This is a genomic window from Pseudomonas sp. PGPR N4 (genome assembly GCF_059693665.1).
In genome coordinates this window covers 135,119-155,959 of sequence record NZ_JCAUKV010000004.1, presented here as the reverse complement: position 1 = coordinate 155,959, position 20,841 = coordinate 135,119, and the positions used below count along the sequence as shown (strand labels likewise).

The following is a 20,841-nucleotide window of genomic DNA, read 5'->3' as shown; positions in this document are numbered from 1 at the left end:
TCGACTCCTGAGGCAATTACCGGCGCTTGAGGTTCATTTTTGCCCGACCTTCAGCCGGCGTGAGCACGCGTGCACCGAGCCGGCTGAGGATCTCCACGGCACGCTCGACCAGCTGGCCGTTGCTGGCCAGCACGCCTTTGTCCAGGTACAGGTTGTCTTCCAGACCGACCCGCACGTTGCCGCCGAGCAGCACGGCTTGCGCGGCCATCGGCATCTGCATGCGGCCAATGCCGAAGCCAGCCCAGGTCGCACCCTGCGGCAGGTTGTCGACCATTGCCTTCATGGTGCCGGTGTCGGCTGGCGCGCCCCAGGGGATGCCCAGGCACAACTGGAACAGCGGGTCATCGAGCAGGCCTTCCTTGATCATCTGCTTGGCGAACCACAGGTGGCCGGTGTCGAAGATTTCCAGCTCGGCCTTGACCCCCAGCTCGGTGATCCGTTTCGCGCCCGCGCGCAGTTGCGCCGGAGTCGACACGTAGATGGCGTTGCCATCGCCGAAGTTGAGCGTGCCGCAGTCCAGCGTGCAGATTTCCGGCAGCAGCGCCTCGATGTGCGCCAGCCGCTCCAGCGGGCCGATCAGGTCGGTGCCGGGGCCGAAGTCCATCGGCGACTCGCCCGGGCCGATTTCCAGGTCGCCACCCATGCCGGCGGTGAGGTTGACGATGATGTCGACGTCGGCCTCGCGGATGCGCTGCATGACTTCGCGGTACAGCTCGACATCGCGGCTGAAACGGCCGGTCTGCGGGTCGCGGACATGGCAGTGGACGACCGTGGCGCCGGCCTTGGCGGCCTCGACCGCGGCGGCGGCGATCTGCGCCGGGGTGATCGGCACCAGGTGGCTCTTGGCGACCGTGTCGCCAGCGCCGGTGAGGGCGCAGGTAATGATGACGTCGTGGTTCATGCTGGGGGTTCCTGGTCAAAATACGGGTGCAGGGCTCCCGCACCGACCGGTTGAACCGGTCAGTGGGCGGAAAAGCCGAATCAGTTGGCGCTGAGCTTGAGGTTGTCGGCAGCCGGCTTGCCGTCGAAGGTGGTCACCCCTTCAAGCCAGCGGGCTTTGTCTTCGGGGTGCTCCTGCAGCCATTTGCGGGCTGATTCCAGCGCGTCCTTGTGATCGAGCAGCGGCTGCATCATGCGGCTCTCGGTCTCGGCGCTGAAGGTCAGGTTGGCCAGCAGCCGGCTGGCGTTGGGGCAGCGCTCGGCATAGTCAGGCGCGGTCACTGTCCACACTGTGGCGCGGCCTTCGTCCGGGCCGAGGGCGTCTTCACTGGCGCCCAGGTAGACCATGTCGATGTTGACGTTCATCGGGTGTGGGGTCCAACCGAAGAACACCACCGCTTCCTTGCGCCGTACCGCGCGGTCAACCGCTGCGAGCATGCCGGCCTCGCTGGACTCGACCAGCTGGAACTTGCCCAGGCCGAACTGGTTCTTGGCGATCATTGCCTTGATCTGGGTATTGGCACCTGAGCCGGGCTCTATGCCGTAGATCTTGCCGCCCAGCTGCTTCTCGAACTTGTGGATGTCGGCAAAGCTTTGCAGGCCCTGATCAGCCAGGTACTTGGGCACCGCCAGGGTAGCGCGGGCATCGTTCAGGCTCGGCTCAGCGAGCACCTTGACCTGTTTGGCCTCGACGAACGGGGTGATGGTCTGGTTCATGATCGGGTTCCAGTAACCGAGGAACATGTCCAGGCGCTTGTCGCGGATGCCGGCAAAGATGATCTGTTGCGAGGCACTGGTCTGTTTGGTCTGGTAACCCAGGCCATCGAGCAATACCTGAGCCATCGCGCTGGTGGCGATGACGTCGGTCCAGTTGACCACGCCGAGGCGGACCTTCTGGCACACCGCAGGTTCCCCAGCAAATGCTGGCAGGGCAAAGCTGGTACTCAACACAAGGGGTAACAGGCTGCGGCGGATCAAGCTGTGCATGGTGGCTCTCCATCGGCAGTGCATGTTGTTATGGTGGGCGACCTCTGCGGGCCGTGTGACTAAGCTACCCGGCAAGCCCAGGCAAAAGTCGCACGCTGGCGACCAACATTTGCACCCTGGCGACTACCTTGTGCGGGAGCCCTCGATGGCCGTTACCATTCACTTTCTGCTGTTGCCGGGTTTTTCCGCGATGGGCTTCATCAGTGCCCTGGAGCCGTTGCGGGTGGCCAACCGCTTTCGCGGGACGTTATATCGCTGGCGCGTGCTCAGCCTGGACGGCGGCGCGGTGCAGGCGAGCAATGGCATGTCGGTCAATGCCGATGCTGCATTGGCGGGGGAGGCGGCGCCGCAGATGCTGTTGGTGGTGGCCGGCTTTGACCCGCTGGCGCACTACAGCCTGGGTTTGCAGCAGGCACTGCGCCGGCTCGAGTATGAAGGAGTGATCCTCGGCGGGATCGATACCGGCGCGATGCTGCTGGCTGAAGCCGGCCTGCTCGAAGGCTACCGGGCGACTTTGCACTGGGAAGCGCTGGAAGCGTTCAAGGAGCGCTACCCACGCTTGCAGGCCACGCAGGAGTTGTTCGAGATCGACCGACGGCGGATCACCTGTGCCGGTGGTACGGCCTCGATCGACCTGATGCTCGATCTGATCGCCCAGGCCCATGGCAGCGAGTTGGCGGTACAGGTCTCGGAGCAATTCGTGCTCGGCCGCATCCGCCCGCGCCAGGATCACCAGCGCATGCAGATTGCCGCGCGCTACGGGCTGAGCAACAAGAAGCTGGTCAAGGTGATCGGCGAGATGGAGCGCAATACCGAGGAGCCGTTGCATACCCAGGTGCTGGCCGACCTGATCCAGGTCACCCGGCGCCAGTTGGAGCGGTTGTTCCGGCTGCACCTGAACGACACGCCGAGCGGCTTCTATCTGCGCCTGCGGCTGGACAAGGCGCGCCAGTTGCTACGCCAGACCGACATGAGCGTGCTGCAGGTCAGCATCGCCTGCGGCTTTGACTCGGCGTCATACTTTACCCGCTGTTACCGGGCACGCTTCGAGCGCTGCCCGCGGGCCGACCGCCACACCAGTGCGGCGTCATGAAGGCGGCGGATTATTGCTGGCCGATCGACTGCAGGTATTCGGAGCGATCATCGCTGCGCTGCGCCACGCAGGTGTTCCAGGCGGCTTCGAAGGCCTTGCTGCCGGGTTTTTCAGCGGCGGTCTCGACCTTGCAGTCGGCATCGCGCAGTTGCGTCCACAGGGTCTGCGCAGCGCGGAAACGCTCGGACAGGCTCTGCACCTTGTCGCCCTCATCCGGATACTGGTCGCGAATCCGCTGGATCAGGTCATCGAACGCCGCTTGCAGCTCACGTTCGGCGGTCTGCTTGTTGTAGGCGGCGCAGGCGTAGCCCTGGGCATCGCTGTCGACGTTGTCGCATGGGGTGGACTCATCGTCGGCGGCGAACGCGAACGGCGCGCTCAACAATAAAGTCAGGCCTATCAATGAATTGATCCGCAGCATGTTCACTTCCCATGAAAAAGTCGGGCAATTCTCGCTCAGCGCTGCCCCCTTGAACAGGCTTGAGCGACATTTGTCATGAAGCCAACTGTCGCGATGAGGGCTTTGACGCTTTCGGTATGGCCCTTGTCGTTTTTGCATCCGGCTCGTCGTTCGCGCAGGCATATGCTGGCCCTAAACGCCGACACCTGATTCGGCGCAACCCATATCAAAAAGGGGACAGCCTGATGAGCCCAGCCGAATTACACGCCGACAGCATCGTCATCGATGGCCTGATCATCGCCAAGTGGAACCGCGAGCTGTTCGAGGACATGCGTAAAGGCGGCCTGACCGCAGCCAACTGCACAGTGTCGGTGTGGGAAGGGTTCAAGGCCACCGTCGACCAGATCGCCGCCAGCCAGAAGCTGATCCGCGACAACAGCGACCTGGTGATGCCGGTACGCACCACCGCCGACATCCGCAAGGCCAAGGAACTGGGCAAGACCGGCATCCTCTTCGGCTTCCAGAACGCCCACGCCTTCGAGGACCAGATCGCCTACGTCGATGTGTTCAAGCAGCTCGGCGTCGGCATCGTGCAGATGTGCTACAACACCCAGAACCTGGTCGGCACCGGTTGCTACGAGCGTGATGGCGGCCTGTCTGGTTTCGGTCGCGAAATCGTCGCCGAGATGAACCGCGTCGGGATCATGTGCGACCTGTCCCACGTTGGCTCGAAAACCTCCGAAGAAGTCATCCTCGAATCGAAAAAACCGGTGTGCTACTCGCACTGCCTGCCGTCGGGCCTGAAAGAACACCCGCGCAACAAGTCCGATGCCGAACTCAAGTTCATCGCCGACCACGGCGGCTTCGTTGGCGTGACCATGTTTGCGCCGTTCCTGGCCAAGGGCATCGATTCGACCATCGACGATTACGCCGAGGCGATCGAATACACCATGAACATCGTCGGTGAAGATTCCATCGGCATCGGCACCGACTTTACCCAGGGTCACGGCCAGGAGTTCTTCGAATACCTGACCCACGACAAGGGCTACGCCCGCCGTCTGACCAACTTCGGCAAGATCATCAACCCGCTTGGCATCCGCACTGTAGGCGAGTTCCCCAACCTCACCGAAACCCTGCTCAAGCGCGGCCACAGCGAACGCGTGGTGCGCAAGATCATGGGCGAGAACTGGGTCAACGTGCTCAAGGATGTGTGGGGCGAGTAAGCCGCACTCCAAACCGCTCTGCCCAGGCCAAAACAGTCTGGGCCATCTCTCAAAAATTTCTGGAGTTAAGTTTCCATGGCCAAGATCGCCCCGCAATTGCCAATCGAAGTCGACAGCGAGACCGGTGTCTGGACTTCCGACGCGCTGCCGATGCTGTATGTGCCACGCCATTTCTTCGTCAACAACCACATGGGTATCGAAGAAGTACTGGGCGCCGACGCCTATGCCGAGATCCTCTACAAGGCCGGCTACAAGTCGGCCTGGCACTGGTGTGAAAAAGAAGCCGAATGCCATGGCCTGGAAGGCGTGGCGGTGTTCGAACACTACATGAAGCGCCTGTCCCAGCGCGGCTGGGGCCTGTTTGAAATCGAAGCCATCGACCTCGACAAGGGCACCTGCAGCGTCAGGCTCAAGCACTCGGCGTTCGTCTATGTGTACGGCAAGGTTGGCCGCAAGGTCGACTACATGTTCACCGGCTGGTTTGCCGGCGCCATGGACCAGATTCTCGCCGCCCGTGGCAGCTCGCTGCGCACCGTGGCAGAGCAGGTCTACGGCGGGTCGGAAGAGGGCCACGAAGATGGCCTGTTCGTTACAAAGCCGTTGTAAGCCTGAGCCGGAGATAGCGTCATGGCCTTCGAAGCAATGTTCCAGCCGATCCAGATCGGCAAACTGACCATCCGTAACCGCGTGCTGAGTACTGCTCACGCCGAGGTGTATGCCACCGACGGCGGCATGACCACCGACCGTTACGTCAAATACTACGAAGAGAAGGCCAAGGGCGGTATCGGCCTGGCCATCTGTGGTGGCTCGTCGGTGGTTGCCATCGACAGCCCGCAGGAATGGTGGGCTTCGGTCAACCTGTCGACCGACCGGATCATCCCGCACTTCCAGAACCTTGCCGACGCCATGCACAAGCACGGCGCCAAGATCATGATTCAGATTACCCACATGGGCCGTCGCTCGCGTTGGGACGGCTTCAACTGGCCAACCCTGATGTCGCCGTCGGGCGTGCGTGAGCCAGTGCACCGTGCGACCTGCAAGACCATCGAGCCGGAAGAGATCTGGCGGGTGATCGGCAACTATGCGCAAGCTGCGCGCCGGGCCAAGGAAGGTGGCCTGGATGGCGTCGAACTGTCGGCGGTGCACCAGCACATGATCGACCAGTTCTGGAGCCCGCGGGTCAACAAGCGTACCGACGAATGGGGCGGCAGCTTCGAAGGCCGGATGAAGTTCGGCATGGAAGTGCTCAAGGCCGTGCGCGCCGAGGTTGGTGACGACTTCTGCGTGGGCATGCGCATCTGTGGTGACGAGTTCCACCCCGATGGCCTCAGCCACGAAGACATGAAGCAGATCGCCGCGTACTACGATGCGACCGGCATGCTCGATTTCTTCGGTGTGATCGGTTCGGGCTGCGACACCCACAACACCCTGGCCAACGTTATCCCCAACATGAGCTTCCCGCCCGAGCCGTTCCTGCACCTGGCAGCCGGCATCAAGGAAGTGGTCAAGGTCCCGGTACTGCACGCGCAGAACATCAAGGACCCGAACCAGGCGCAGCGCATCCTCGAGGGCGGCTATGTCGACATGGTCGGCATGACTCGGGCGCACATGGCTGACCCGCACCTGATCGCCAAGATCAAGATGGGCCAGATCGACCAGATCAAACAATGCGTCGGTGCCAACTACTGCATCGACCGCCAGTATCAAGGGTTGGATGTGCTGTGCATCCAGAACGCCGCGACCTCCCGTGAATACATGGGCGTGCCGCACATCATCGAGAAGACTACCGGCGTCAAACGCAAGGTGGTGGTGGTCGGTGCCGGCCCTGCCGGCATGGAAGCGGCGCGGGTTGCCGCCGAGCGTGGCCACGACGTCACCGTGTTCGAGAAGAAAGAGCAGATGGGCGGGCAGATCACCATTGCTGCCAAGGCTCCGCAACGCGACCAGATTGCCGGTATCACCCGCTGGTACCAGCTCGAATTCGCCCGTTTGAAGATCGACCTGCGCCTGGGCACTGCGGCCGACATCGCGACCATCCAGGACCTGCGCCCGGACGTGATCGTGCTGGCGGTCGGCGGCCATCCGTTCGTCGAGCAGAACGAGCATTGGGGCGCTGCCGAAGGCCTGGTGGTCAGCAGTTGGGACGTGCTCGATGGCAAGGTTGCGCCGGGCAAGAATGTGCTGGTGTACGACACCATCTGCGAATTCACCGGTATGTCGACCGCGGACTTCATTGCCGACAAGGGCAGCCAGGTCGAGATCGTCACCGATGACATCAAGCCAGGCGTGGCCATGGGCGGCACCACCTTCCCGACCTACTACCGCAGCATGTACCCGAAAGAAGTGATCATGACCGGCGACCTGATGCTGGAAAAGGTCTACCGCGAAGGCGACAAGCTGATCGCGGTGCTGGAAAACGAATACACCGGGGCCAAGGAAGAGCGGGTGGTTGACCAGGTGGTGATCGAGAACGGTGTGCGTCCTGACGAAGAGCTGTACTACGGGCTCAAAGAGGGGTCGCGCAACAAGGGCCAGATCGATGTGGAGGCGCTGTTTGCCATCAAGCCACAGCCGATCCTCAGCCAGCCGGGCGAAGGCTACTTGCTCTATCGCATTGGTGACTGCGTGGCCCAGCGCAACGTGCACGCGGCGATCTACGACGCCTTGCGCCTGTGCAAGGACTTCTGATCGATCGCACATGAACTGGCCCTCCTGTAGGAGCGGCCTTGTGTCGCGAAAGGGTCGCGAAGCGGCCCCGGCGATCTTGTGACGCTACATAGATCCTGGGGCTGCGTTGCAGCCCTTTCGCGACGCAAGGCCGCTCGTACAGGGGTCCGCGCCGCGCTTGCTTGAGAGCGGCGCACGATTTCAGCTGTTGTGGGAGCCTCCCATGTTGAACACCCTTCTACCCATTCTGCTGTTCGCGGCCCTTGGCCTGGCAGTGCTCGGCGCGTTGCGCCGGGTGCGCATGTGGCGCCGTGGCCGGCCGTCCAAGGTCAACCTGCTCGGCGGCCTGCTGGCCATGCCGCGGCGCTACCTGGTGGATCTGCACCATGTGGTCGAGCGCGACAAGTACATGTCCAACACCCACGTCGCCACTGCAGGCGGCTTTGTGTTGTCGGCAGCGCTGGCGATTCTGGTGCATGGCTTTGGCCTGCAGAACAAGATCCTTGGCTACGCCCTGCTGGTCGCCACCGTGATCATGTTCACCGGCGCACTGTTCGTCTTCAAGCGGCGCCTCAATCCGCCTGCGCGGCTGTCCAAAGGGCCGTGGATGCGCCTGCCGAAAAGCCTGTTGATATTCGCTGCAAGCTTCTTCATTGCGACGCTGCCGGTGGCCGGCATCCTGCCCGCCAATACTGGCGGCTGGGTGATGGTCGCGGTGCTGGGCCTTGGTGTGTTGTGGGGCGTGTCCGAGCTGTTCTTCGGCATGACCTGGGGCGGGCCGATGAAGCACGCCTTCGCCGGTGCTCTGCACCTGGCCTGGCACCGCCGCGCCGAACGCTTTGGCGGTGGCCGCTCGACCGGGCTCAAGCCAATTGATCTGGAAGACCCGAACGCGCTGCTCGGTGTAGAAAAGCCTGCCGATTTCACCTGGAACCAACTGCTCGGTTTTGACGCCTGCGTGCAATGCGGCAAGTGTGAGGCGATGTGCCCGGCGTTCGCCGCCGGTCAGCCACTGAACCCGAAGAAGCTGATCCAGGACATGGTCATCGGCCTGGCCGGTGGCACCGACGCCAAGTTCGCCGGCAGCCCGTATCCGGGCAAGCCGCTGGGCGAGCATGGCGGCCATCCGCATCAGCCGATCGTCAATGGCCTGGTCGATGCCGACACGCTGTGGTCCTGCACCACTTGCCGTGCCTGCGTCGAGGAATGCCCGATGATGATCGAGCACGTCGATGCCATCGTCGACATGCGCCGTCACCTGACTTTGGAACGCGGCGCCACGCCGAACAAGGGCGCCGAGGTGCTCGACAACCTGATCGCCACCGACAACCCGGGCGGCTTCAACCCGGGTGGGCGAATGAACTGGGCCGCCGACCTCAACCTGCAGCTGCTCAGCGAGGTGAAAACCACCGAGGTGCTGTTCTGGGTCGGTGATGGCGCCTTCGACATGCGCAACCAGCGCACCCTGCGTGCCTTCGTCAAAGTGCTGAAGGCGGCAGGCGTGGACTTTGCCGTGCTCGGCCTGGAAGAACGCGACAGCGGCGACGTCGCCCGTCGCCTGGGCGATGAAGCTACCTTCCAGCAACTGGCCAAACGCAATATCCAGACCCTGGCGCAATACCGCTTCAAGCGCATCGTCACCTGCGACCCGCACAGCTTCCATGTGCTGAAGAATGAATACGGCGCGCTCGGTGGTGACTATCAGGTGCTGCACCACAGCACTTATATCGCCGAGCTGATCGCCGCCAACAAGCTCAACCTAGGCCAGCACAAAGGTTCCAGCGTGACCTATCACGACCCGTGCTACCTGGGCCGCTACAACGGCGAGTACGAGGCGCCGCGCGAAGTGCTCAAGGCGCTGGGCATCGAAGTACGCGAGATGCAGCGCTCGGGCTTCCGTTCACGCTGCTGCGGCGGCGGTGGCGGTGCGCCGATCACCGACATCCCGGGCAAGCAACGGATCCCCGATATGCGCATGGACGACATCCGCGAAACCGAGGCCGAAGTGGTCGCCGTGGGTTGCCCACAGTGCACCGCGATGCTTGAAGGCGTGGTCGAACCACGGCCACTGATCAAGGACCTCGCCGAGTTGGTCGCCGATGTGCTGATCGAAGCCGATGCTCCAGCTACTGCGAAAGCTGCAGCAGCCAAACGTGAACCTGCGGAGGTGCATTGATGAGCGACATCATCCGCCGCGACCCACGCGCCGAGTGGATCGCCCGTAACCGTCTGCATCCGCTGCACGCAGCGATGCAGACCCAGCAAACCAGCTGGATGGGGCCCAATGGCATCATCCGTAAGAACCCCCACGCAATTGCCGCAGGCTTCATTGCGGCCAGCGGCCTCAAACGCCTGGACCGCAGCGGTGCGCAACAAGGCACCGCTACCGGGGGCCGGCGTACGGCTGCAGCTGAAGTGCAGTTGCCGCTACATCAGGTGGCAGATCCTGCGTTCTACATCGCCGTGGTCCCGGACATGGTCGGCGGCCGCCTTGGCCCTCACGACCGCGACTTGCTCGGCCTGGCCCACAGCCTGGCCGGCAAGGATGGCGCTGTGCTGGCAATTGTTTTTGGCGAGCACAAGGAAAGCAACTTCGGCGCCGCCGGTGTCGATCGCCTGCTGGTGATCGAAGGCGAGGCATTCCAGGGTTATGCACCGGAGCAACTGGTGCAGGGCCTGCGCGCTGTGGATAACCAGTTTGCCCCGCAGCACTGGCTGCTGCCCGACAGCCGCACCGGTGGCGGTGAGCTTGGCCGGCGCTTTGCTGCATCACTGGGTGAACGCCCGGCGACGCGGGTCTGGCAGATCAAGGATGGCCAGTGCATCGGCCGTGCTGGCGCGGGCCAACAAGACCTGCAACGGGGCATGGCACGGCTGATTCTGGCTGCTGCCGAATGCGCCGAGCCGGTCAGTGAAACCCGCCATGAGGCGCTGCCTGTCGAGTTGTCCACAAGCGTTGCGCGCAGCTTGTCGCGCATCGAAGACCTTGGCTCGGTGGCGGTCGACCCGGCCGCCATTGCCATGGCCGAGTCGGAATTCATCGTCTCTGGCGGTAACGGCGTCAAGGACTGGGAGCTGTTCCACCGTGCCACCGCTGCATTGGGCGCCACCGAAGGTGCCTCGCGGGTGGCGGTCGACGACGGCTTCATGCCGCGTACGCGCCAGGTGGGTGCCACCGGTACCTGGGTTACCGCACGGGTGTACGTCGCGGTCGGCATCTCAGGCGCGATCCAGCACCTGCAGGGCATTGGTGCCTGTGACAAGGTGGTGGCGGTGAACATGGACCCTGGCTGCGACATGATCAAACGGGCCGACCTGTCAGTGATTGGCGACAGCGCGGCGATTCTTCAGGCTCTGATCGAAGCTGTGGATAACTACCGCAGCGGCGGCCAGCGCGACGCGGCATAAGGGTTCCAACATGAGTACAAAGGTCATTAGCCTGGTTTCCATTGGTGCTCATCCCGGCTCTGGCCGTAGTCGCCGGGCCGAGCAGGATGCCCGTGCGGTCGAGCTGGGGTTGCAGCTGGCTGGGGATAACTTGCAGGTGGTACATGCTGGCGATCACCGCCAGGAGGCGCTGCGTGCTTATCTGGGCATGGGCCTGGATCATCTGGATGTGCTCGAACAGCCGGCCGGAGCGGACGTGCTTGAGGTGCTTGGCGACTATCTACGTGATGCTGGCGCCCAGTTGGTGTTGACCGGCAGCCAGGCCGAGACCGGCGAGGGTTCCGGCATGTTGCCGTTCTTGCTCGCCGAGAAGCTGGGGTGGCCATTGATTGTTGGGCTGGCCGAGGTCGAGTCGATCGAGAATGGCACCGCCCAGGTATTGCAGGCGCTGCCGCGTGGTCAGCGGCGCCGGTTGAAAGTGCGCTTGCCGTTGCTGGCCACTGTGGATAACGCAGCGCCCAAGCCACGCCAAAGCGCGTTCGGACCTGCGCGGCGTGGAGTGCTGGCAGCGCGTGATGTGGCGATTGTCGAAGATGAGCTGCTGGCGGATGCCGAGCTGCAACCGGCCCGGCCACGGCCCAAGCGGCTCAAGGTGATCAAGGCCAAGAGCGGCGCGGATCGGATGAAGGCTGCAACAGCCAAGGCCAGCGGTGGTGGCGGCAAGGTGCTGAAGGATGTTTCTCCCCAGGAAGGCGCCGACGCCATCCTCAAGCTGCTGGTAGAGGAAGGAGTGCTGCGCTAGTAGCGGCCTCCCGACTCATGCGGGTACGGCGGTGGCGCGCGGTCCCTGTAGGAGCGGCCTTGTGTCGCGAAAGGGCTGCGAAGCGGCCCTGCATTTCAACTTCACCGCTGACATCGTTGGGCCCGCTCTGCGGGCCTTTCGCGACACAAGGCCGCCCCTACAGGGGGCAGTGGTGTTACGCACATTTGCTGTTAGCCAGGCTGTGGATAAAGTGTTCGCTAATGCCTGCAGCCCTTTGAATTCGCGGCATACAGCCAGCTGTACAATAATTGATCAGGCTAAGCCATGGATTTTCATGGCTTTTTTGCGTGTTCGAGCTTTGAAGTTGCCCACAATCGCTGTTAGCCGGCCTGTGGATAAACTGTTCGGCTAACTCGCTAGGCCACGTAGTCCGTGGCTTACATGGAATTGATCAAAATTCGATCAATCTTCTTCACATGATGCTCAGATGCCTGAGATTCAGGGCTCTCGATAGCTTATCCACATGTGTAGCGAACGTTGTTCACAAAGTCTGTTGGCGCTTCTGTGGACAACATGTTCGGCATCCGCTGCAAGCCACGTATCTAAAGGCCTGCATGGAATTGATCAATAATTGATCAGGAGGGGAGTGGAGCGAGGTCTGAGGATGCTGCCGGGTACCTGTGGACAACTTGCCGGGCACACCCATAGGCATGCCCGGCAGGTCTATTACTGCGTAACGACTTCTTTCAGATAAGGCGCAGGTTCCGCCCCGAGGTTTTCCAGCACGCGCTGGCTGTACCAGTCGATGAAGTTGACCACACCAAACTCGTAAGTCTTGGAGTACGGCCCAGGCTGATAAGCAGTGGAGTTGATCCCGCGCTGGTTCTCTTCAGCAAGACGGCGGTCCTGGTCGTTGGTCGCGTCCCACACCTTGCGCATCTGCTCTGGGTCGTAATCAACGCCTTCAACAGCGTCCTTGTGGACCAGCCACTTGGTGCTGACCAGGGTCTCCTGAGCACTGATCGGCCACACCGTGAAGACAATCATGTGATCGCCCATGCAGTGGTTCCAGGAGTGCGGCAGGTGCAGGATGCGCATCGAGCCCAGGTCCGGGTTCTGGATGCGGCCCATGAGCTTCTTGCTCGCCTGCTTGCCGTCCATGGTCATGGACACGGTGCCCTTGAGCAGCGGCATGCGCACGATGCGGTTACGCAGGCCGTGGCTCTTGTGCAGGTAAGGGATCTTTTCCGCTTCCCAGGCCGTAGCGCAGGCGGCGACGTGGTCCTTGAACGACTGATCGGCACGCGGGTCGTTGGTGTCGTCCCACTCGAGCAGGGTCTTGAGCAGCTCTGGGTGCGAGCCCGAGCAGTGGTAGCACTCGCGGTTGTTCTCCAGCACCAGCTTCCAGTTGGCTTTCTCCAGCAAGGTGGTTTGCACCGCCACCTTGGTGTTCTCCATGTCGTACGGTTCCATGTAGTGGTCGAGCGTAGCCAGGAACTCGTCGATCGCCGGCGGGTTCTGCGCCAGGCTGATGAAGATGTAGCCACCAGCGACCTTGACGTTGACCGGCTTGAGGCCGTACTCCTTCATGTCGAAGTCATCGCCCATTTCGGTGCCGGCAAACAGCAGGCGACCGTCCAGCTCGTAGGTCCACTGGTGGTAGTGGCAGACCAGCTTGGCGACCTTGCCCTTCTCGCTGGTGCACAGCCGCGAGCCGCGGTGGCGGCAGACGTTGTGGAACGCATGCACCTTGCCTTCGGCGCCGCGGATGACAATGATCGGGTTTTTGCCGACTTGCAGGGTGAGGAAGTTGCCCTTGGTCGGGATCTCGCAGGTCATGCCCGCGATCAGCCATTCCTTCTGGAAAATTTCCTGCATGTCGATCTGAAACAGACGCTCGTCAGTGTAGAACGGCTGGGGCAGCGAGTAGGTGCGCTCGCGGGTCTGCAGCATCTCGGCGGTGGCCTTGCGTGCAGCTTCCAGTGGATCGCCCAGGCTCAGGGTTGCGGTGACGTCCATCGTTGTAATCCTCAAGGCCGATAAAGGCCGGCGAAAGGTGGCTAATCGTTGTTTTAGTGCCGCAAGGCAGGTGCAGAAAACATCAGGTCTATTTGCCGTGGAGTGTGCGATCAAGGGCGCCTTGAGCCGTATCCATGGGCGACATGGCCGAATCGAATTCCGACGCGCCAGCCCTTGTCGTGCGGGGCTGGTCGCGATAAGCACGCCGATGTCGCTGATGGGAATGTGCCGGGCCACGGCCTTGAGCATTATCGGAGCCATAAAAGGCCGGTAGTCGGCCGTTGGAGAACAACATGTCCGAAACATTCCTCAACCCGGTCAGCACCCAGACCTGGGCCAACGGCCGCCACATCGTGCGCTGCGTCAAGGTCATCCAGGAAACCTGGGATGTGCGCACCTTCTGCTTCATGGCCGACCAGCCGATCATGTTCTTCTTCAAGCCCGGCCAGTTCGTCACTCTGGAGCTTGAAATCGAAGGCAAGCAGGTGATGCGCTCGTACACCATCTCCAGTTCGCCGTCGGTGCCGTACAGCTTCTCGATCACGGTCAAGCGGGTACCGGGTGGGCATGTGTCCAACTACCTGCACGACACCATGCACGAAGGCGCCGAACTGCCGGTGCACGGCCCGGTCGGCTTGTTCAACGCAATCGATTTCCCGGCACCGAAGGTGCTCTACCTTAGCGGTGGCGTCGGTATCACCCCGGTGATGTCGATGGCGCGCTGGTTCTATGACACCAACGCCAATGTCGACATGGTGTTCGTCCACAGCGCGCGTTCACCGAAGGACATCATCTACCACCGCGAGCTGGAACAGATGGCCTCGCGCATCCCCAACTTCAGCCTGCACATCATTTGTGAGAAGCACGGGCTGGGCGAGCCGTGGGCAGGTTATCGGGGGTATCTGAACCAGCGCCTGATGGAGCTGATCGCCCCGGATTACATGGAGCGCGTGGTGTTCTGCTGCGGGCCTACGCCGTACATGAGCGCGGTCAAGCGTATGCTCGACGCGGTCGGCTTCGACATGAAGAACTACCACGAGGAGTCGTTTGGCGCGACCCCGGCGGAGGCCAAGGCCGACGCTGTCGAGCACGCCGAACAGGCAGCCGATGCACCGGAAGTGGATCTGTCCGATCTGAACCTGGTGGAGTTCGTCGGCAGCGAGAAGAGCATCCGCGTGGCCCCGGGCGAGACCGTGCATGCGGCGGCGGCCAAGGTTGGCCTGATGATCCCGAAAGCCTGCGGGATGGGCATCTGCGGCACCTGCAAGGTGCTCAAGCTGGGCGGCGAAGTGGACATGGAGCACAACGGCGGCATCACCGAAGAGGATGAAGCCGAGGGCTACATCCTCTCCTGCTGCAGCGTGCCGCGCGGCGACGTTCGTATCGAGTACTAAGCCGAGGCCGCTTGAGCGCTGCAGCCTGGGTCAGACGCGGAAGCGTGCAACCAGGCTGCTGAGGTCAACGGCCAGGCGCGACAGCTCGGCACTCGCCGCGCTGGTCTGGTGTGCCCCCGTGGCGCTTTGCACCGACAGGTCGTTGATGTTGACCAGATTACGGTCGACTTCGCGGGCGACCTGAGCCTGCTCTTCGGCCGCACTGGCGATGACCAGGTTACGCTCGTTGATGTGTGCTACGGCCGTGGCGATGGTGTCCAGCGCCAGGCCCGCGCCGCGGGCGATGTTCAGGGTCGATTCGGCGCGTTCGGTGCTGGTGCGCATAGACTCGACCGCCTGGCCGGTGCCGCCCTGGATGGTGCCGATCATGCGCTCGATCTCGCTGGTCGACTGCTGGGTGCGATGCGCCAGTGCACGCACTTCGTCAGCCACCACGGCAAAACCACGCCCGGCCTCGCCGGCCCGCGCTGCCTCGATGGCGGCGTTGAGGGCGAGCAGGTTGGTCTGGTCGGCCAGGCCGCGAATCACGTCGAGTACCTTGCCGATATCACGCGACTGTTCGGCCAGGTGAGTGATCAGCTTGGCAGTACCCTGCACGTCACCGCTCATGCGCTCAATGGCGCTGACGGTTTCCAGTACCAGGTCACGGCCATCGCTGGTGGAACGGCTGGCTTCAGCCGAAGCCTCCGAGGTGCTGACGGCATTGCGCGCCACTTCCTCGACCGCGCTGGTCATCTCGGTAACGGCAGTGGCGGCCTGCTCGATTTCGGCGTTCTGCTGCTGCAGGCCGCGCGCGCTCTCGTCGGTCACGCTGTTGAGCTCTTCGGCCGCCGAGGCCAGCTGGGTAGAGGAGCCGGCGATCAGGTGCAGGGTGTCGCGCAGCTTTTCCTGCATGCGGGCCATGGCTCGCTGCAGGCGCGCTGCTTCGTCGCTGCCTTCGGCGCGAATGGTGTGGGTGAGGTCGCCGTCGGCGACCTGTTCAGCTGCCTGCAAGGCTTCTTCGATCGGCTTGACGATGCTGCGGGTCAACAGCAATGCGCAGATCAGGGTCAGCACGGTGGCGGCGATGAGCAGGCCGATCACCAGGGTGAACGCCGTGCTGTACTGGTTGGCGGCGGTGGCGTTGGCGTTGCGCGCCTGCTCGGTGTTCATTTCCAGCAGGGTGTTCATGACCTTGTTGATCTGCTCGGAGTTGGTCAGCAGGTCGCGGTTGAGCAGGTCGGCCAGTTCCTCGATGCGGTTGGCCTGGCTCAGGTTGCGCATGCGGGTTTCCAGCTGGCGGTACTGGGTCAGCAACTGGCCGTACTGATCGAACGCGGCTTGTTCTTCGGCGGCGACGATAAACGTCTGGTAACGGCTCCGGGCCTTGTCGATTTGCGCGTTGCGCTCGTCCAGCAGGCGCAGGGTGTCTTGCTGAGTGGCCGGGTCACGATTGACCAGCAGACGATAGGACAGCGTGCGCAAGCGCAGGCTCAGCGCGGTCAGCTCATCGAGGGTCTTGATGCTCGGCACGTTGATGCTTTCGATGGCGACACCCGCCTGGCGAATCTTGCCCATCTGGACCAGCGAAAATACGCCAAGGCCAAGCATCAATGCGCCGATCAAGGCAAACCCGAGCAAGGCGCGCGGGGCGATATTCATATTGCGTAGGGACATGATTTGGACAATCCAGGCAAGGTAAGGGGGCGCGCAATCCTTGCGTCGAGATAAGACCTGTATGGCTATCGGTCGTGACCGGCCAGTCTTGAGTTCGATGAGCGAAAGCCCGAGTTGGCCGCGACAAATCCTGACCGGCGGTTGACCCAGGCCGGAACAAGGTGGCCGATCCCCTGTCAATCTGGCCTGGCTGAAGCCTTTTGACCCGATATTTAATGGCGGGGGCGCGTGCTTTTCTTTATCGTGTGCGCCCTCTGCAACAACCCGAGATAGACATACCCCATGTTGGAAACTTCCCTGAATCAACTCGAGCAGCTGGTCAACGACCTGATGCAGAAAAACACCCAGCTGAGCGAGCAGAACGCTGCCATCGCCCAGGAACTGGCCCAGGCCAAGGAAGACAACGACAGCCTGCAGCTGTCGCTGATGGAACAGGAAGAGAAACACGGCGCCACTGCTGCGCGTATCCAGGCGCTGGTTGAGCGCGCCAGCGCAGGTGTCGTCAACGGATGAAACTGCAAGCGCAGCCGATCAATGTCGTGTCGATTCTGGGTATCGACTATTCGATCAAGGCCCCTGAAGGCCAGGAAGAGACCCTCTCGCAGGCTGTGCGGATGCTCAACACCGCCCTCAACGAAACCAAGCGCCAGTACCCGACCCTGATCGGTGACAAGCTGCTGGTGCTGGCGGCGCTGAATCTGTGCTCGCGGCAGATCGAACTGCAAAAAGAGCATCAAGTGACGCTCGCCCGCACCCAGGCGCAGATCGATGCCACGGTAGATGCCATCGCACGCACCATCGGCGAGCAGTAAAGCACCAGCCAACAGGCAAAATTCGAGCGGGGGGCAGCCATGCGGTGACGCGTGGCTGTTCCCCGTTTTGCGTTCAGCATTTGTCGATGATTGCTGGATTGAATGGATACGTAAGTGTATACAATCTCCAAAAACAAGAATCCTGGCGGAGGAAAACGTATGCGTATCTGGCGGCGAAGTATCCAGTTGCAGTTGATCGCAGGCATGGGCACGGCCCTGTTGGTGAGCATCCTGGTGGTGGTTGCGATCTATACCGTGGCGGTCAATCGCCTGACCGAGCGCTATTTGCTCGACACCGCTCTGCCGGCCAGCATCGAGGCCATTCGCAACGATATCGAGCGCATGCTTAGCCAGCCGCTGGTGGCGGCCGCCGATATTGCTGGCAATACCCTGCTGCGTGACTGGCTCGCTGCCGGTGAGAATCCCGCCGAGGCGGCGCGCTTCATCGAATACCTGGACGCTGCCAAGCAGCGCAACCATGCGTTTACCGCGTTGTTCGCCGCCACTGCGAGCGGCCACTACTACAACGAGAAAGGCCTGGATCGCACCCTTGGCCGGCAGAACCCCAAGGACCAGTGGTTCTATGGCTACATCGACAGTGGTGCCGAGCGGCTGATCAATATCGACGTGGATGGCGCCACCGGCGAGGTGGCGCTGTTCATCGACTACCGCATCGAAAAGGCCGGGCAACTGGTCGGCATCGCCGGCATGGGCTTGCGCCTGACCGAGTTGTCCAAGCTGATCCACGACTTCAGCTTTGGCGAGCAGGGCAGGGTCATGCTGGTGCGCAACGACGGCCTGATCCAGGTCCACCCGGACAACCAATACAGCGCCAAACGCACGCTCGCCGAACAGGTCGGTGGCGACGCCGCCAAGCGTTTACTGGGGCAGGGCGCAGGCCTGCAGCGTAGCCAGTTCGAACGTGACGGCGAGCAGTATCTGGCCCTGAGTCTGCCGCTGCGTGATCTCAACTGGACGCTGGTGGCCGAAGTGCCGCAGGCGCAGATCTACGCGCAGATGCGCCAGGCGGTATGGTTGACCAGCTTGATTGGTGGGGCAGTCGCTTTGCTCTCATTGCTGCTGGTGGTGCTGCTGGCGCGCGGGTTGGTGCGCCCGATCCGTCAGGTGACCACGGCGCTGGTGCAGATCGGTGGCGGCGCCGGCGACCTGAGCCATCGCCTGGATGATTCCCGCGAGGATGAACTGGGTGACCTGGCTCGCGGCTTCAACCGCTTTCTCGACAGCCAGAGGGCGCTGATCGCCGAGGTGCTGAGCACTACCGAGCGCCTGCACCGTTCGGTCGAACAGGTGACGCAGGTAGTCGGCAACACCGCCGACCGCTCGGAACGTCAGCAACAGATGACCGAGATGGTTGCCACCGCCGTGCACCAGATGGGCCTGACTGTGCAGGACGTTGCGCAAAACGCAGGACATGCGGCGTACGCCTCGCAGTCGGCACGTGACGAAGCGGTGCAGGCGCGCCAGCAGGTGCAGCAGTCGGTACAGGGCATCCACGGCATGTCCGGTGAAATCAGCCGGGCCGCCGAGGCGGTGGGCCAGTTGGCGCAGGAAGTGGCCTCGATCGATGAGGTACTGGCGGTGATTCGCAGCGTTTCCGAGCAGACCAACCTGCTCGCCCTCAATGCGGCCATCGAGGCGGCCCGCGCCGGTGAAATGGGCCGCGGCTTTGCCGTGGTCGCCGATGAAGTGCGCACCCTGGCCCGGCGCACGCAGCTGTCTACCGATCAGGTGCAGCAGATGATTCAGCGCCTCAAGCAGGGCGCCGGCGTGGCTGTGACGTCAATGCAGGCAGGCCAGCTGGCCACCGGTAGCGGGGTTGAAGCAAGCCAGCGCACCGGCGCCTCGCTGGGGGCGATCACCGATCAGGTCGAGCGCATCAGTGACATGAACCAGCAGGTGGCCACCGCGACCGAGCAGCAGTCAGCGGTGACTGAAGAGATCAATCGCAACGTGCAGGGGATTTCCGACCTGGCCCGGCAGACCGCCGCCGAGGTGCTTGGTTGTCGCGAGGAATGCCAGGCACTGCGCCGCTTGGCCGATGACCTGGCGCGGCAGATGGGTGGTTTCAGGCTGTAAAGGGCAGTCGCCGGGGGTTGCCGCGAGCCTGTAGGAGCGGCCTTGTGTCGCGAAAGGCCAGCGAAGCTGGCCCGGCGATAGTGGCGGCGAAGCTGAGAATCTGGGGCCGCTGCGCGACCCTTTCGCGACACAAGGCCGCTCCTACAGGGATGGCTCTACAGAGGGGTGACTGCCACGACGGCGCGGATATCCGCCGCCAGCTCACGCACGCGCGTGAGTTCCGTGTCCCACGAGCACATGAAGCGTGCGCCGCCGCTGCCAATGAAGGTGTAGAAGCGCCAGCCCTTGTTGCGCAGCGCCTCGAGCGCCGGCTCCGGCATTTGCAGAAACACCCCGTTGGCTTCCACCGGGAACATCAGCTTCACCTGAGGCAGGTCGCTGACCAGCGAGGCCAGCAACTGCGCGCAGTGGTTGGCGTGGTTGCCGTGGCGCAGCCAGGCGCCGTCTTCCAGCAGCCCCACCCAAGGCGCGGAGAGGAAGCGCATCTTCGATGCCAGCTGGCCGGCCTGCTTGCAGCGGTAGTCGAAGTCTTCGGCCAGCTCGCGGTTGAAGAACAGGATCGCCTCGCCCACGGCCATGCCGTTCTTGGTGCCGCCAAAGCACAGCACATCGACGCCGGCCTTCCAGGTCAGCTCGGCCGGCGAGCAGCCGAGGAACGAGCAGGCATTGGTGAAGCGCGCGCCATCCATATGCAGGTTGAGGCCCAGCTCCTTGCACGTGGCGCTGATCGCCTTGAGCTCGTCGGGGCGGTACACGGTGCCGACTTCGGTGGCCTGGGTGAGGGTCACCACGCGTGGTTTCGGATAGTGGATGTCCTGGCGTTTGAGCGCCACTTCGCGGATCGACTCAGGCGTCAGCTTGCCGTTGACGCTGGGCGCGGTGAGCAGCTTGGAGCCGTTCGAGAAAAACTCCGGAGCGCCGCATTCGTCGGTCTCGACGTGGGCGGTCTCCGAGCAGATCACGCTGTGGTAGCTCTGGCACAAGGAGGCCAGGGCCAACGAGTTGGCTGCGGTGCCGTTGAAGGCGAAGAACACTTCGCAGTCGGTTTCGAAGATCTTGCGAAAGTACGCCGCCGCACGCTCGGTCCACTGATCGTCGCCGTAGGCGCGCTCGTGGCCCTGATTGGCCTTGGCCATCGCCGCCCAGGCTTCGGGGCAGATGCCGGAATAGTTGTCGCTGGCGAATTGCTGGCTGTTATCTGTCATGACACGGTCCTGTGAACGACGCAGAGATGCACTCTAAACGATCATTTACCCGGTTGCCTATACAACCGTGCACGGCGCAATTGCCCGGCCCGCCGGCGGCTCAAGCACGCGGGCGCAGGCCGATGGCTGATTTTGGCAAGCATGCCCACGCGCGACAGCCCACCGGCGAATGTCGTAAACGCGCCATTGCAAGGCGTGC

The 20,841-nt window shown here is 62.7% G+C and carries 17 protein-coding genes and 1 pseudogene; 12 read left to right on the top strand and 6 right to left on the bottom strand.

The features are described from left to right. Positions 1-16: 16 nt before the first annotated feature. Positions 17-901: a 3-dehydrocarnitine:acetyl-CoA trimethylamine transferase CdhC gene (gene cdhC / locus AC58X1_RS17420; protein WP_101322485.1), complete on the bottom strand. Its 885-nt coding sequence runs from the start codon at positions 899-901 to the stop codon at positions 17-19. Between the two features lie 80 nt (positions 902-981). Then, positions 982-1,926: a choline ABC transporter substrate-binding protein gene (gene choX, locus AC58X1_RS17415; RefSeq protein ID WP_150570468.1), complete on the bottom strand. Its 945-nt coding sequence runs from the start codon at positions 1,924-1,926 to the stop codon at positions 982-984. 145 nt (positions 1,927-2,071) lie between these two features. Here choX and AC58X1_RS17410 point away from each other — a divergent pair, with 145 nt between their 5' ends. Beyond that, complete coding sequence (locus AC58X1_RS17410) at positions 2,072-3,019, top strand: GlxA family transcriptional regulator (RefSeq protein WP_497429213.1); 948 nt, start codon at positions 2,072-2,074, stop codon at positions 3,017-3,019. Positions 3,020-3,029: 10 nt separating this feature from the next. On the opposite strand, the gene AC58X1_RS17405 is transcribed toward AC58X1_RS17410, so the two are convergent. Beyond that, positions 3,030-3,431, bottom strand: coding sequence for a lysozyme inhibitor LprI family protein (locus AC58X1_RS17405; protein WP_371411593.1), 402 nt, complete (start codon positions 3,429-3,431; stop codon positions 3,030-3,032). Between the two features lie 233 nt (positions 3,432-3,664). Between AC58X1_RS17405 and AC58X1_RS17400 the strand changes: the two genes are divergently transcribed. The 6 genes from AC58X1_RS17400 to etfB all read left to right on the top strand — a co-directional run bounded on the left by AC58X1_RS17400 (position 3,665) and on the right by etfB (position 11,498). Further along, complete coding sequence (locus tag AC58X1_RS17400) at positions 3,665-4,642, top strand: dipeptidase (protein WP_086976918.1); 978 nt, start codon at positions 3,665-3,667, stop codon at positions 4,640-4,642. A gap of 75 nt (positions 4,643-4,717) precedes the next feature. Beyond that, positions 4,718-5,248, top strand: a complete 531-nt coding sequence (locus AC58X1_RS17395) for a DUF5943 domain-containing protein (RefSeq protein WP_101322482.1) — start codon at positions 4,718-4,720, stop codon at positions 5,246-5,248. A 21-nt stretch (positions 5,249-5,269) separates the two neighbouring features. Continuing rightward, positions 5,270-7,330: a dimethylglycine demethylation protein DgcA gene (gene dgcA / locus AC58X1_RS17390; protein WP_101322481.1), complete on the top strand. Its 2,061-nt coding sequence runs from the start codon at positions 5,270-5,272 to the stop codon at positions 7,328-7,330. Between the two features lie 202 nt (positions 7,331-7,532). After that, positions 7,533-9,485, top strand: coding sequence for a dimethylglycine demethylation protein DgcB (gene dgcB / locus AC58X1_RS17385; RefSeq protein WP_497429212.1), 1,953 nt, complete (start codon positions 7,533-7,535; stop codon positions 9,483-9,485). After that, positions 9,485-10,717 (top strand): electron transfer flavoprotein subunit alpha, encoded by a 1,233-nt coding sequence (gene etfA / locus AC58X1_RS17380; protein WP_312387175.1) that lies wholly within the window; start codon positions 9,485-9,487, stop codon positions 10,715-10,717. The genes dgcB and etfA overlap by 1 nt, the downstream gene beginning before the upstream one ends. A 10-nt stretch (positions 10,718-10,727) precedes the next feature. After that, positions 10,728-11,498 carry an electron transfer flavoprotein subunit beta gene (gene etfB / locus AC58X1_RS17375; RefSeq protein ID WP_447731961.1) on the top strand — a complete coding sequence of 257 codons (771 nt, stop codon included), beginning with the start codon at positions 10,728-10,730 and terminating at the stop codon, positions 11,496-11,498. A 687-nt stretch (positions 11,499-12,185) separates the two neighbouring features. Here etfB and gbca read toward each other — a convergent pair. Further along, positions 12,186-13,478, bottom strand: coding sequence for a glycine betaine monooxygenase oxygenase subunit (gene gbca, locus AC58X1_RS17370; RefSeq protein ID WP_103435265.1), 1,293 nt, complete (start codon positions 13,476-13,478; stop codon positions 12,186-12,188). A 293-nt stretch (positions 13,479-13,771) separates the two neighbouring features. Here gbca and gbcB point away from each other — a divergent pair, with 293 nt between their 5' ends. Next, positions 13,772-14,872: a glycine betaine monooxygenase reductase subunit gene (gene gbcB, locus AC58X1_RS17365; RefSeq protein ID WP_188036806.1), complete on the top strand. Its 1,101-nt coding sequence runs from the start codon at positions 13,772-13,774 to the stop codon at positions 14,870-14,872. A 30-nt stretch (positions 14,873-14,902) separates the two neighbouring features. On the opposite strand, the gene AC58X1_RS17360 is transcribed toward gbcB, so the two are convergent. Next, on the bottom strand, positions 14,903-16,528 hold the full coding sequence (locus AC58X1_RS17360; protein WP_150572820.1) for a methyl-accepting chemotaxis protein: 1,626 nt from the start codon (positions 16,526-16,528) through the stop codon (positions 14,903-14,905). A 282-nt stretch (positions 16,529-16,810) separates the two neighbouring features. On the opposite strand from AC58X1_RS17360, the gene AC58X1_RS17355 reads away from it, so the two are divergent. The 4 genes and pseudogenes from AC58X1_RS17355 to AC58X1_RS17340 all read left to right on the top strand — a co-directional run bounded on the left by AC58X1_RS17355 (position 16,811) and on the right by AC58X1_RS17340 (position 19,437). Further along, entirely contained in the window at positions 16,811-17,041 is a 231-nt protein-coding gene (locus AC58X1_RS17355) for a hypothetical protein (RefSeq protein ID WP_101322473.1), read from the top strand. Then, complete coding sequence (locus AC58X1_RS17350) at positions 17,038-17,340, top strand: cell division protein ZapA (protein ID WP_101322472.1); 303 nt, start codon at positions 17,038-17,040, stop codon at positions 17,338-17,340. The genes AC58X1_RS17355 and AC58X1_RS17350 overlap by 4 nt, the downstream gene beginning before the upstream one ends. Positions 17,341-17,499: 159 nt before the next feature. Beyond that, a pseudogene (locus tag AC58X1_RS17345) lies at positions 17,500-18,573 on the top strand (HAMP domain-containing protein); the annotation flags it as partial. Positions 18,574-18,699: 126 nt separating this feature from the next. After that, a complete protein-coding gene (locus AC58X1_RS17340) occupies positions 18,700-19,437 on the top strand; it encodes a methyl-accepting chemotaxis protein (protein ID WP_371918947.1) in 738 nt (245 codons plus the stop codon). A gap of 155 nt (positions 19,438-19,592) precedes the next feature. Here AC58X1_RS17340 and AC58X1_RS17335 read toward each other — a convergent pair whose 3' ends face one another. After that, complete coding sequence (locus AC58X1_RS17335) at positions 19,593-20,642, bottom strand: threonine aldolase family protein (protein ID WP_181089467.1); 1,050 nt, start codon at positions 20,640-20,642, stop codon at positions 19,593-19,595. Positions 20,643-20,841: the final 199 nt, after the last annotated feature.